7 protein-coding genes and 1 pseudogene are annotated in these 13992 nt (G+C 68.6%); 2 read left to right on the top strand and 6 right to left on the bottom strand.

The window, feature by feature from the left end; genetic code table 11:
* Nucleotides 1-84: 84 nt before the first annotated feature.
* Both GO592_RS26400 and cspE read right to left on the bottom strand, forming a co-directional pair.
* A pseudogene (locus GO592_RS26400) lies at nt 85-1429 on the bottom strand (zinc ribbon domain-containing protein).
* A gap of 869 nt (nt 1430-2298) precedes the next feature.
* Nucleotides 2299-2502, bottom strand: a complete 204-nt coding sequence (gene cspE / locus GO592_RS26395) for a transcription antiterminator/RNA stability regulator CspE (protein WP_005244612.1) — start codon at nt 2500-2502, stop codon at nt 2299-2301.
* Between the two features lie 232 nt (nt 2503-2734).
* Between cspE and GO592_RS26390 the strand changes: the two genes are divergently transcribed.
* Nucleotides 2735-3568 (top strand): alpha/beta fold hydrolase, encoded by an 834-nt coding sequence (locus GO592_RS26390; protein ID WP_007300892.1) that lies wholly within the window; start codon nt 2735-2737, stop codon nt 3566-3568.
* Nucleotides 3569-3588: 20 nt separating this feature from the next.
* Here GO592_RS26390 and hutG read toward each other — a convergent pair whose 3' ends face one another.
* The 4 genes from hutG to GO592_RS26370 are packed head-to-tail and all read right to left on the bottom strand — an operon-like array spanning nt 3589 to nt 8991.
* On the bottom strand, nt 3589-4551 hold the full coding sequence (gene hutG / locus GO592_RS26385; RefSeq protein WP_039952892.1) for a formimidoylglutamase: 963 nt from the start codon (nt 4549-4551) through the stop codon (nt 3589-3591).
* On the bottom strand, nt 4548-5771 hold the full coding sequence (gene hutI / locus GO592_RS26380) for an imidazolonepropionase (protein WP_007300894.1): 1224 nt from the start codon (nt 5769-5771) through the stop codon (nt 4548-4550). The genes hutG and hutI overlap by 4 nt, the downstream gene beginning before the upstream one ends.
* Before the next feature lie 47 nt (nt 5772-5818).
* A complete protein-coding gene (hutU, locus tag GO592_RS26375) occupies nt 5819-7495 on the bottom strand; it encodes a urocanate hydratase (RefSeq protein ID WP_007300895.1) in 1677 nt (558 codons plus the stop codon).
* 59 nt (nt 7496-7554) lie between these two features.
* Entirely contained in the window at nt 7555-8991 is a 1437-nt protein-coding gene (locus GO592_RS26370; RefSeq protein WP_005258709.1) for a purine-cytosine permease family protein, read from the bottom strand.
* 230 nt (nt 8992-9221) lie between these two features.
* Between GO592_RS26370 and GO592_RS26365 the strand changes: the two genes are divergently transcribed.
* Nucleotides 9222-13946, top strand: a complete 4725-nt coding sequence (locus GO592_RS26365; protein WP_007300896.1) for an NAD-glutamate dehydrogenase — start codon at nt 9222-9224, stop codon at nt 13944-13946.
* Nucleotides 13947-13992: the final 46 nt, after the last annotated feature.

The following is a 13992-nucleotide window of genomic DNA, read 5'->3' as shown; positions in this document are numbered from 1 at the left end:
TCAACAACTTCGCGTTCGGCCTGACCGGACTCGCGGGCACGACTTCGCAGGACGGAACGGAAACACCGTCATCGATTACAGCGTCTACGTAGATCTCATACTGTTTGCCACCGGTGTGGCGGGTGTTGGAGATGTACGTGTGTCACGGCTACCCGCATCACCTTGTGGTGGTTCGTGTTTGACCGTGTCCCACACCGACGCTCGAGGTGCAGGAACATGCCTGTTCGGAGTCACCCCAACCGCGGTGTCACGGTGGGCAGGCTGCGGCGGACCCGGCGATGCCGTGGCCTGCTCGGCGTGGGACCGTTCTTGTCGCGGCATTTGCGCACCGGCGCGTGCTCGGCGACCCGGACCGTGGGCATCTGCCCCCGCCGCCGGGTGATCTTGTTCTTGCCGAGCAGTGCCCGTTTGGCCAGGTTCACCCCGGCGATGTGGTCGCGGTTGCCGCCGACCCGGCACCCCGAACACCACGCGGGGTGATAGCCGCCGGGACGGGCAAGCGGTTCGTCGCACCCCGGACATTGCGCGGAGGATCCGCGGGCCGGCACCGACACCACCGCGATACCCACACCCGCGGCGGTGTGCGCGAGCGCGGCGGTCGCTTTACGGCGGGCCGATTGCGCGGCCCGGTTGTTGTTGACCCGTCCGTGCCCGCGGGTCTCGAGGGTCGTGAGGTCCTCGACCGCGATCACCTGCGCACCCGCCGCCTCGGCGTAGTCGGTGACCTGGCGGGCGAAGTGGAATCCCAGCTCCCGGTTGATCTTCCCGCGCTTGATGCCCACCGCAGTCCGGTGCTCGTTGAGGACGGCGATCTTCCCCTCCAGTTGGGCGCGGACCTCGGGAGGGGCGGTGGCGGCCAGCCGCGTCAACCGGGCGGCCTTGCGGTGCAGCATCTGCCCCTCGGCCTGCAGGCGCGCCAGTTTCGTCCCGAGGCCGCGGTCATCGTAGGTGACGCCCCGATAATCCGAGGACAGTCCGTCTGGGCCCGATGCTGCGGTTGCGGCGGCACCGAGCGTGGACGGGGCGGGTCGAACCGCTCAGACAGTGCCGTGATCGCGGTGTCCCGGTAGGCGAGGGTCCGCAGGGACGTCATCACCTGCGCCGTCACCACACGCGTGACGCGCGAGGGCACGTAGACCCCGGTCGGGTAGTGCGGGTTCCAGCCGAGACGGGCCGCGGCGACGTGACCCTGTGCGGGCAGCCTGCGGCCCGCACCGTCCCGTCCGGCGGCGAGGACCTCGAAGGTGACCGGCTGCCACAGCCGCGACACCAACTCGCCGCCGGCCGCGGCGATCAGGTCGAGCAGCCACCCCACCCGGGTGTCGACATCGTCGAGTCCGATCGGCTCACCGGTCGCGTCGTCGACCGCCGCGTGGGCGCGGGTGGTGAACGCGAACTGCCGCGGCGCCGTCGACCCCAGCCCGATCATGCCGGCCGACCCGGCGCCAGGAACAACCCGAATGCAACTTGGCCTGTCGCTTTTCCGAGAAGCTCCGCCATCGCCCGACAAGCTCATCGATTACCCCCTTTCCCCGCCCTCTACCACGCCACCTCGTAGGGCCTCGACTGTAACGCCGACCGCCGACAAGTACCGCTCGAGCCCACCGGCGAACCTGGGCAATCGATCCCGCCACACCACACCACCGGGTGCCGGCTCTCCGGGTCGCGTCGTCGAGCATCCGGCCGCGCCCCGCCCGCTGCTCCCCTGGGATACGAACCGCGATCCCGGCAGATCCGATATACCGCACCGATAGCGTTGCTTCCGTACCATTGTTTCCTGTTCGGCCGGCTTCACCTCTTGCTCTGCCGAACCCGACACCCGGGAAATAGAAGCCTCCGCCCTCTCCTCCTCCGGAGTCGCTCCCGCACACCCGTGATGCAGTCCTGTCCAGATAGAAGCCGCGGTCCGCGAGGTCACAGAGTTGGGACCCGAACCCGCGCGCTGAGAAGGCAACCGACCCTCCGTCGGCGCCCTTGCGCACCCGACGACCGGCAGCCCACGAATTCCGCAGTCACCAATTCGCGGTGGCAGATAGTGCCAGAAACTGATAGCGAGTATTCGATACATCAGCAACAGATGAAAGCCCATCAGGTCTGGGATTCCTGAGCGACAGAATGTCCCCCAACGCCGACGGGACCTACACCGGGGCCGTGTACGTGGGCGGCAACCAGGTGGGAAGCTTCGGCCTCGCGAGATAGCTGTCCCGGGGCCTGTCACGACAACGAGGCCGCACCGCTCGGGTGCGACCTCGTCACAGTGTCATCTGCGACCTCGTCGCAGTGTCATCGGGGCGTCGGTCAGACGGCCCGGACATTCTGGGCCTGCGGGCCCTTCTGGCCCTGTCCGACCTCGAATTCCACCCGCTGATTCTCCTCCAGCGACTTGTAGCCGCTGCCTGAGATCTCGGAGTAGTGAACGAACACGTCCGCGCTGCCGTCGTCCGGCGCTATGAATCCGAAGCCCTTCTCGCTGTTGAACCACTTCACAACACCCTGCGCCATACCGTTCACTCCCTGCAGTTGCCGCCCGGGAACTCACATCGAGATCCCGTTCGCGTGGATATATCCTGTCATCAAGGCGCGCGTGCTTCCAGTGGTACGCCCACGATTCCTTCGGATCCTGGTCGCTGTACCAGGTCTGCGGAAGAAATTTTCCTCGACAACCGATGATTCTGCCCGTCGGCGACGGTCCTACCTGCGACCGAGAATCACCACCCCGAACGAGGAGAACTCGATGAATCCCACATCGAGCGCCACCGCCGATGCCCGGACCCTCGATGTCCCCGGTGCCAGGCTGTACTACGAGGTACGGGGCACGGGCCCAGTCGTGGTGCTCGTCGGCGCCCCGATGGATGCCGACTCCTTCGCGCCCGCGGCCGATCTGCTCTCGTCCGACTACACCGTGCTCACGACGGACCCGCGGGGCATCCACCGCAGCCCGGTCGACGACCGCGACCGCGATTCGACCCCCGAGATGCGCGCCGACGACCTCGCCCGGCTCCTGATGCACCTCGACGCAGGCCCTGCCGTGGTGTTCGGCTCCAGCGGCGGCGCCGTCAGCGCGCTCGCGCTCGTGCAGGCGCACCCCGAGCTGGTCCACACCGTGATCGCCCACGAGCCGCCACTGGACGAGCTCCTCGCCGACCGCGAGCAATTGCGGGTGAAGACCGACGACATCATTGACGCGCACCTCGCCGGGGACGTCGTGGGGGCGTGGAGGAAGTTCCTGGCCCTGGCGAACATCCACCTGCCCGAGGAGGTGTTCCAGCAGATGTTCGCGGGCGAACGGGATCCGCAGACCGAGGCCGACGACTACTTCCAGCACGCGCACATGCTGCGCCCGACCACCCGCTGGTGCCCGGACATCACCGCCCTGCGCTCGGCCCCCACCCGCGTCGTAGTCGGGATCGGCGAGGAGTCCGGTGGTCAGCTCTGCGACCGTACGTCGCGGGCGCTCGCCACCGAACTGGGCGTCGATCCCACAATGTTCCCCGGCGGCCACATCGGCTTCGCCGAGGACCCGGCCTCGTTCGTCACCCGTCTGCGCGCCGTGCTGCGGGAGCGCTGAGCGGACGGTTCCGGGCGACCTCAGCGGACGATGGGAACCCGCTTCGTGACGATCCGATGGATCAACCGGGCCGCGATGCGGGCGGTGCGGTTGTCGATGTCGAACGACGGATTGAGTTCGGCCACATCGCACACGGCGAGCTTGCCACTGGCGGCGACGGCGTCGCACACGAATTGGATCGTCTCCGCAGGCACGCCGTACGCGGCGGGAGCGCTCACTCCCGGCGCGACGGCGGCGGGAAGCACGTCGAGGTCGATGGTGAGGTAGACGAGATCGACGTCCGACAGGAACTCGCTGACGAAGACGGCCACCCGGTGCCGGTCGGAGACCGAGCAGTCGTCGTCCAGGAGGTACCGGACGTCGTATCCGCGTGCGGTGTCGAACAGCGCGGTGGTGTTGCTCGGCTGGCTGATGCCGAGCACGGAGTACTGCAGGGCGGTGCCCGCCGCATGCTCCTGTTCGAGGATCTGCCGGAACGGTGTGCCCGAACTGGGGACCGGATCGGACCGCAGGTCGAAGTGGGCGTCCAGGTTCAGGATCCCGATCCGCCGCTTGGGTGTGCGGACGGCTGCCTGCGCCAGACCGAGGTATGTGCCGTAGGCAACCTCGTGGCCGCCGCCGAGGACCACCGGGAACTGGCCGGCGTCGAGGGTCGCGGCCACGACGGCGCCGAGAGCCATCTGCCCGGCTTCAAGGCGGTTGTCGGTGACCGCGACGGTGCCGGCGTCGTACGCGCGGAGCGGCTCGGCGAGCGCCATCGACGCCAGCGCGGCCCGCAGCGCGTCCGGCCCGCGGGCCGCCCCGCGGCGACCCTTGTTCCGCTCCACGCCCTCGTCGCTCGAGAAGCCGACGAACACGCAGGCGCCGGGTTCGGAGTCGTCGTGAAGTGGCGTGACCGCCTGGTGCCAGCGGAGGTGGTGACTCGACGTGCCGTCCACCCTGCCGATCCAGGGGGGTGGGGGAATCAGCAGGTTCTCCATCATCGCAGGGCCCTCGCTTTCTCGTGACCGGTGTGCGCGGACCAGGCGAGTTCGCCGCCCCGCCACACATCGCGGACCAGGGGGACGCCGGGCCGGTAGGCCAAGTGTAGGTACGACGGTGCGTCGAGGGCGAGGGCATCGGCCCGCGCTCCGGGTCGCAGGACCCCGACGTCGGCACGTTGCAGTGCCCGGGCACCGCCCGCGGTCGCCGCCCAGATGGCTTCGTCCGGGGTCATGTGCATGTCCCGCACCGCGATCGCGATGCAGAACGGCAGGCTGGTGGTGTAGCTGGTGCCGGGGTTGCAATCCGCACCGAGAGCCACCGTGACCCCCGCGTCGAGCAGGGCCCGGGCGTCCGGGTACTTGTTCCGGGTCGAGAAATCCGCACCGGGCAGGAGAGTGGCCACCGTCGAACTCTGTGCCAGCGCATCGATGTCGGCCTGCGTGGTGTAGCAGACGTGGTCGACGGACGCGGCCCCCAGTTCGACGGCGAGCTGGACTCCCGGGCCCTCGCGGAGCTGGTTGCCGTGGACGCGGGGGATGAGCCCCTTCGCCATTCCGGCGGTGAGAACCGCGTGTGCCTGATCGCGGTCGAACGCGCCGGTCTCGCAGAACACGTCGATCCATTTCGCCTGCGGTGCACAGGCGTCGATCATCTCCGCGCACACCATGGCGACGTAGTCGTCGGCGCGCCCCGCGTATTCCGGCGGCGGAACGTGAGCGGCGAGCAGCGTCACTTCGTCGGTGAGGGACGCCGCGATCGTCGTGCTGCGCAGTTCGTGCGCGACCGTCTGCCCGTACCCGGTCTTGCACTCCACGGTGGTGCTGCCCGACCGCAGGGACTCGTCCAGCAACCGCCGCGTGTTCGCCTCGAGCTGTTCGTCGGTCGCGTTCCGCGTCGCCTCGATCGTGTTGCGGATACCTCCCGCCGCGTACGGCTGTCCCGCCATGCGCGCCGCGAATTCCTCCGCGCGTTCCCCGCCGAACACGAGGTGCGAGTGGCTCTCCACGAAGCCCGGCAGCACCGCCCGGCCGTCGAGATCGTGCCCGACGTCCCCGGCCGGCGCCGAGTCGGCGCGGCCGACCCAGGCCACCACGCCGCCGTCGAAGACGACGGCGGCGTCGCGGATCAGCCCAAGCGGACCTTCCCCCACTGTCGGGTCGTTGGTCACCAGGGTGCCGATGCCGGTCAGCACTGTGGCGCGGGAAGTGTTCGCTGTCACTGCTGTTCCTTCCAGTGGTTCGAAAATACGGTCGCTCGGGCCTGCGGTCATCCTTCGGACATCGGCACGCGCACGCCGCGCTCCTTGGCGACGTCGATCGCGTGGTCGTATCCGGCGTCGGCGTGCCGGATGACGCCCATGCCGGGATCGTTGGTCAGGACCCGCTCCAGCTTCTCGGCGGCCAGATCGGTGCCGTCCGCGATGCACACCTGACCGGCGTGGATGGACCGTCCCATGCCGACGCCGCCGCCCTGGTGGATGGACACCCACGACGCCCCCGACGCGGTGTTGACGAGTGCGTTGAGCAGCGGCCAGTCGGCGATCGCGTCGGAGCCGTCGAGCATCGACTCGGTCTCGCGGTACGGGGACGCGACGGATCCGGAGTCGAGGTGGTCGCGGCCGATGGCGACGGGCGCGGACAGCTCGCCGGACGCCACCATCTCGTTGAACTTCAGGCCGGCCTTGTGCCGTTCGCCGTAACCGAGCCAGCAGATCCGGGCCGGCAGGCCCTCGAACGCCACCTTCTCGCCCGCCATCGTGATCCAGCGCTTGAGGTGCTCGTTCTCGGGGAACAGTTCGAGGATCGCCTTGTCGGTGGCGGCGATGTCCTTCGGGTCACCCGACAGCGCGGCCCAGCGGAACGGGCCGAGGCCCTCCTCGAACAGCGGACGGATGTAGGCGGGCACGAATCCGGGGAAGTCGAACGCGCGGTAGTAGCCGGCCTTGCGGGCCTCGTCACGGATGGAGTTGCCGTAGTCGAACACCTCGGCACCCTTGTCGAGGAAGCCGACCATCGCGGCGACGTGCCGTGCCATCGACGCGCGGGAGTCCTCGGTGAACTTCACCGGGTCCTTGTCGGCCATCGCCTTCATGTCGGCGAAATCGACCCCGAGCGGCAGGTACGACAGCGGGTCGTGTGCCGACGTCTGGTCGGTGACGATGTCGATGGGGGCGTTCATGGCGAGCAGTTCGGGGAAGATCTCCGCGGCGTTGCCTTCGAGTCCGATCGACAGCGGGCGCTTCGCGTCGCGGGCCTCGATCGCGAGACGCAGGGCGTCGCGGATGTCGGTGGCCTTGGTGTCGAGGTACTTGTGCGCGATCCGGCGGTCGATGCGGGTGACGTCGCAGTCGACGCAGATCGCGACGCCGTCGTTCATCGTCACGGCGAGGGGCTGGGCGCCGCCCATGCCGCCGAGCCCGGCCGTCAGCGTGATGGTGCCCGCGAGCGAACCGCCGAAGCGCTTCCGGCCCACCGCGCCGAACGTCTCGTACGTGCCCTGCAGGATGCCCTGCGTGCCGATGTAGATCCACGACCCGGCCGTCATCTGCCCGTACATGATCAGGCCGAGGGCGTCGAGCTTGCGGAACTCCTCCCAGTTGGCCCAGTCGCCCACCAGGTTCGAGTTCGCGAGGAGGACGCGGGGCGCCCACTCGCTGGTGCGGAACACGCCCACCGGCTTTCCGGACTGCACCAGCATCGTCTCGTCGGACTTCAGGGTCTTCAACGTCCGGACCATCGCGTCGAACGCCTCCCAGCTGCGCGCGGCCTTGCCGGTGCCGCCGTAGACGACGAGGGAGTCGGGATGCTCGGCGACCTCGGGGTCGAGGTTGTTCATCAGCATGCGCAGGGCGCCTTCTTGCTGCCAGCCGAGTGTCGTCAGTTCGGTGCCGCGGGGCGCCGACACGTGGCGGGGTCCGGAAACCGGAGGCGTCGTGGTGGTCATGTCGTGTACTCCTTGATGGTCGAACGAGGAAGAGGGAAAAGTCTGGGTGTCAGCGTGATTCACAGTCGCGAATCCGCCATGGCGGTGCTGGCCGGATAGATCATCGACGGGGGTGGGTTGCTGCTGCGCCGCGCGAGCGGGTAGTAGATGGCGCCGGTGAAGACAATGCCGACGATCCACGAGATGTCCGCGCCGCCCAGCATTTCCGTGACGGGTCCGGTGTAGAGCTTCTGGGCGAGGAACGGGATCTGCGCGAGAACGCCGACGGTGTAACAGATCATCGCCGTCTTGTTCCAGCGGCCGTAGCGGCCCGCCGGGTCGTACAGCGCCGGAATGTCCACGCGCTCCTTGGAGATGAGGTAGTAGTCGATCAGGTTGATGGCGCTCCAGGGGGTGAAGACCATCAGCAGCACGAGGACGAAGTTCTTGAAGTTGTTGAGGAAGTCGGCGCTGGCGCCGATCGCGATGAGCATCGAGATCGCGACGAACCCGATGATGTACAGGGTGCGGGCCCGGGACGAGATGCGCGACTGTCCGTTGAAGGCGGTCACCGTGGTGAGGATCGACATGAACCCGCCGTAGGCGTTGAGGCAGTTGACGGTGAGCTTCCCGACCAGGATCACCAGGTAGATCATCAGGGCGATCGCGGCGGGTCCGGCGAGTTCGCCGATGAAGCCGACCTGGTCGCTGAGGAACGCATCCCCGGCCACGGCGGCGACGAGTGCGCCCAGCGTCATCGACCACTGCGAGCCGATCACGCTGCCCGCGAACGTCGACCAGAACGTCTTTCGCTCGCTCGTCGAGCGCGGCAGGTAGCGGGAGTAGTCCGCGACGTACGGTCCGAACGTCAGCTGCCAGCCTGCGCCGAGCGAGATCGCGAGGAGGAACGTGACGATGTCGAAGCCCTTGTTCCCGACGAACGCGGCCACGTCGTACTCGGCGAACAGGCGAATCGCGAGATAGGTGAATCCGATGATGCCCACGACGGTCGCGATCTTGCCGACCACATGGATGAGTTTGTATCCGGTCACCGCCACGAACGCGGTCATCGCGCCGAAGATGAGGATGCCGACCGTCGGGTTGTCGATGTGGAGGATCTCGTTCACGGCCTGACCTGCGAGCACGCTGCCGGTGGCGGCGAAACCGAGGTACATCAGGACGACGAGGACCAGCGGCAGCACGGCGCCCAGAACGCCGAACTGGGCCCGGCTCGAGATCATCTGGGGCAGGCCGAGGCGCGGGCCCTGGGCGGAGTGCAGCGCCATGACGGCACCACCGAAGAGATTGCCGATCAGCAGGCCGACGATGGCCCACAGCGCGTCGGCGCCGAAGACGACCGCGAGGGCGCCGTCGACGATCGCGGTGATCTGCATGTTGGCGCCGAACCAGAGCGTGAACTGGCTGCGCGGAGATCCGTGGCGCTCGTCGTCCGGAACGACGTCGATGGTGCGACGCTCCGGCGCGAGGCTGATCTCGGGAGGTCCCTCGTGTGTCATAGGCCTGTTTGTCTCTCTGTGACGAGTCCGGCGCTGCTGGGTCGGTCCCGGGTGCTCTGTCCCATGTCCTGAATCCAGTGTGCTCTGACTCACGTTTTTTATCGCCTTAGATGTATAGTCCTGTATAGACAACCCCCTGTCAAGCGTTCTCCAAGGACCCAGCCGAGAGGCGTGCCGGCCCGCCATTGCACCAGTCGGGAGTGTCGATGCTTCCGACGGAAGGTACTGACATGAGAGTAATTTCGACGTCCTCACACTCGCTCGAGCGCGATGAACAGCAGTTTTCCGCTCCGGAAGCGCCCCAGCGTTTCCGCGACCTCTACCTCCGCACCGCCGGTCATCCCACCGTCGACGGCGCAGATCCGCAGGCGCGTGATCGCATCGCGAACACGCATCTCGAGACCGGGCGACACCGGAACCCCGGGACCGCGGTGGTGCGCGGAATCGACGCCGCAGACCCCAGCGGGATCGGGCCCGCGGTGCAGATCGTCACCGACGACATGGCACTGCTCGTCGAATCGGTACTGCTGACCGCGGCCAGGGTCGGCGCCCCGATCGAGGAGGCGCTGCATCCTGTCCTCGTCGCCCACCGCGCGGAGTCGGGCATCCTCACCGACCTCTCGCCTGTGCCCGACCCGGGGACGGCGGAGTCGTGGATTCACGTGGGTCTGCGCTCCGACACCGCGGACTCCGTCGTCGCGGCACTGGTCGGGGCGTTGCACACCGTCCTCGCCGACGTGCGCCGGGTCGACCGGGATCTGGCGCGCATGCGCGAACTGCAGATCCAGGTCTCCGAACACCTCGACTCGCAGACCGGGCAGGACTCGCTGTCCGAAGAAGTCCGCGAGGCCGCCGACTTCCTGCGGTGGTGCGAGGCGGGCAACTTCACCGTCCTCGGGTACGCGCGGTACGGCGCCGACGGCGCACCCGAGGAGAGTCTCGGCGTGCTCCACGACCGCGAGGGCGATCGGGCGCCGGCCACGGAGCCCGGTCCCGTCCTGGCGATCGGGCAGGCGGCGCTTCCGGTGTCCGTGCACCGGTCGTCGTACCCGTCGGTGGTCGGGGTTCGGGCCGGAGGAGTGGAGCACCGCTTCGTCGGCGCGTTCACCCCCGCGGGCAGGCACGAGAACGTCCTGGACATCCCGGGTGCGGGACGCCGGGTGCGGGCCCTGCTCGACCGTGCCGGTTTCGACATCGACTCGTTCTCCGGGCAGGCCGTGCTGCAGGTCGTGCAGGCGCTGCCGCTGACCGAGTTGTTCGCGGCGAGCCCGGATTCGCTGCATTCGGCCCTCACCGAGGTCGCCGGCATCACCGCGCGCGAGCACATTCACCTCTTCCTGCGCACGGACGTCCCGGGCGACAGCATGTCGGCGCTGGTGTTCATTCCCCGCGATCGGTACAACACGCGGACGCGTCTGGCGACCCAGCGCGTCCTGCTGGACGAACTGGACGGCACCGCAGTCGAATACACCACGAACGTGTCCGAGTACCCGCTGGCGATGGTGCACTTCACGATGCGGGTCCCGGCGGACACCGAGGTGACGGACACCCGGCGACTGGAGATCCAGCGTCGGATCTCCCGGGCCTGCCGGACCTGGGACGACCGGTTCCACGACGAACTCGCCACCGCCGAACGCGAACTCCTCGCGCACTATTCGGAGCACTTCCCGGAGGTGTACAAGCACGACTTCGACGCCCGGCGCGCCCACGCCGATCTGGTGGTGTTCGAGAGGCTGACGGACGGCGCGATCGACACGCGGCTCGACGCGAACGCGCCGGACTGGCGCTTCACCTTCTTCGTCGGCGGTGCATCCGCCTCGCTCAGCGATGTTCTCCCGATCCTCCAGAGCTTGGGCGTCGCGGTCCTCGACGAGCGGCCCTACACGGTCGCGAACAGTCGCGGAACGGTGTGCTGGATGTACGAGTTCAGGATCCGCTACGCGTCGCCGGGGCCGGTGGACGACGCGCTGCCGCGCCGCTTCACGGAGACCTTCGCCGCCGCCTGGGCATCTCGCGCCGAGACGGACAGCTTCAACGAACTCGTACTCCGCGCGGGCCTGGACTGGCGTGAGGTGGAGGTGCTGCGGGCATACGCGCGGTACCTCCGGCAGGGTGGATTCCCGTACAGCCAGAACCACATCGCGACGGTCCTCGGTGATCATCCGGAGATCTCCCAGGCGCTGATCCGGCTGTTCGCCGCGAGGTTCGATCCGGACGGCACTGTTCCGGACGGCACTGTTCCGGACGGCACTGATCCGGGCGGCGCTGAGGAGTGCGGCGAACTGATCGCCTCGCTGGAAGCGGCGATCGGCGACGTGCTCGGCCTGGACGCCGACCGCATCCTGCGCGCCTACCTGAACGTGGTCCTGGCGACGCTGCGCACCAACCGCTACGCCCGCCCGGGCCGGGAACGTCAGGTCCTGTCGTTCAAATTCGATCCGCAGCGGATCCCGGAACTGCCGCAGCCGCGGCCCCGCTTCGAGATCTACGTCTACTCGCCGTGGGTCGAGGGCGTGCACATGCGGTTCGGCGCCGTGGCGCGCGGAGGCCTGCGGTGGTCCGACCGCAAGGAGGACTTCCGCACCGAGGTGCTCGGCCTGGTGAAGGCGCAGGCGGTCAAGAACTCGGTGATCGTGCCGGTCGGCGCGAAGGGCGGGTTCGTCGTCGCGCGCCCGCCCGCTCCCACCGGCGACCCGCTCCGCGATCGCGACGCCCAACGCGCCGAAGGTGTTCGCTGCTACCGCAGTTTCATCAGCGGACTGCTGGACGTCACCGACAACGTGGACCTCGCGACCGGTGCCGTGATCCCGGCGCCGCGAGTGGTGCGGCACGACGGCGACGACACGTACCTCGTCGTCGCCGCGGACAAGGGCACCGCGACGTTCTCCGACATCGCCAACGACGTTGCCGCACAGTACGGGTTCTGGCTGGGTGACGCATTCGCGTCGGGTGGATCCGTCGGCTACGACCACAAGGCGCTCGGCATCACCGCCCGGGGCGCGTGGGAGAGCGTGAAGCGGCACTTCCGCGAAATGGGTGTCGACACCCAGTCGCAGGAATTCACGGCCGTCGGGATCGGCGACATGAGCGGCGACGTGTTCGGCAACGGAATGCTGGCGAGCCCGCACATCCGGCTCGTCGCCGCATTCGATCACCGGCACGTGTTCCTCGACCCGAACCCCGACGCAGCCACATCGTTCGCGGAACGGGAACGGCTCTTCGCGCTGCCGCGGTCGTCGTGGGCGGACTATGCGCCCGGCTTGATCAGCGCAGGCGGCGGTGTGTGGGAACGGTCGAGGAAGACTGTTCCGATCAGCGAGGAGGCGCGGCGCGCACTCGGACTGAGCCCCGGGACCACCGAACTGTCCCCACCGGACCTCGTCCGCGCGATCCTGCAGGCACCGGTGGATCTGCTGTGGAACGGCGGCATCGGAACATACGTGAAGGCGGCCACCGAAACCCATCTCGACGTGGGGGACAAGGGGAACGACGGCGTCCGCGTCGACGGTGCCGACGTCCGGGCCCGGGTGGTCGGTGAGGGCGGCAACCTCGGCTTCACCCAGCTGGGACGCATCGAATTCTCCCGCACCGGAGGGCGAATCAACACGGACGCTCTCGACAACTCGGCGGGCGTGGACTGCTCCGACCACGAGGTCAACATCAAGGTTCTGCTCGACGCCCTGGTCAGCGGCGGCCGTCTCGCAGCCGACGACCGTACGGGTCTGCTCGCCGAGATGTCCGGGGAGGTGTCGCGTCTCGTGCTCTCCGACAACGTCGCCCAGAACGACGTGCTGGGCACGTGCCGGGCCGACGCAACCGCATCCCTCACGGTGCACGGACGGCTCATCGGCCATCTGGAAGGCCGCTACGGTCTGGACCGCGCCATCGAGGTGCTGCCGTCCAGGAAGGAGATCGCCGCCCGGGAGCGCGCGGAGACGGGACTCACCTCGCCCGAACTCGCGACCCTCATGGCACACGTGAAGCTGGTGCTGAAGTCGGACCTGCTGGCCGGCGACCTGCCCGACAGCCCGGCTTTCGCGGACGCCCTCGCCGGGTACTTCCCGCGCAGGCTCCGGGAGTCCTTCGGCGACGCCATCGGCGACCATCCGCTGCGCCGGGAGATCGTCGCGACGGTCCTCACCAACGACGTCGTCGACAACGGCGGCATCACCTACGCGTTCCGGCTGGGCGAGGAGGCCGGAGCGAGCAGCGCCGACGCCGTGCGGGCGTTCGCGGTGGTGTCGGCCGTGTTCGACCTGCCGTCGCTCCGGCGCGACATCCGGGACGCCGACCTCGACGCCGCGCTCTCGGACGACCTCACGCTGTTCACCCGGCGGCTGCTCGACCGGGCGTCGCGATGGATGCTGACCCGCAGGCCCCAGCCGCTCGCGGTCGGGGCGGAGATCGCCCGATTCCGTGACCGCGTCGCGGACCTGACACCGCGCGTCGCGGGCTGGCTCTGCGGTGAGGACGCGGAGAACCTCCGGAGTCGCACGGCCGCGCTGGTGGCCCGTGGTGTGCCCGCGGACCTGGCCGGGCGGGTGCAACTGCTCCTGGACCGGTTCGCGTTGCTGGACATCGTCGAGATCGCCGACATCACCCAACGCGATCCCCGCGAAGTGGCCGAGGTGTACTACCGGCTCGGGGAGTGCCTCGGGTTGGTGCACCTCCTGGTGGGGGTCTCGCAGCTGGGACGGGGAACCCGGTGGAACGCGCTGGCCCGGTTGTCGTTGCGCGACGAGTTGTACGACACGGTCCGGGCACTGTGCCTCGACGTGATCTCGGGCAGTGAAGTGGTGGACACGGCGGAGCAGAAGATCGGGGAGTGGGAGGACCGCAACGCGGCCCGGCTGGCGCGCGCCCGGCACACGCTCGACGCCGTCACGGAGTCGGGGGAGCACGACCTGGCGGCCCTCTCCGTCGCGACCAGGCAACTCCGCAGCATGGTGAGGTGACACCGGGCGCACCGCGATGAGGGATTACCCGTGCAGTCGGCCGATA

Source organism: Rhodococcus sp. 21391, from assembly GCF_016772255.1.
In the GTDB taxonomy this organism is placed as follows: Bacteria; Actinomycetota; Actinomycetes; order Mycobacteriales; family Mycobacteriaceae; genus Rhodococcus_F; species Rhodococcus_F opacus.
Note: the sequence above shows the minus strand (reverse complement) of the source record. Positions and strands in the feature narration are given on the sequence as shown.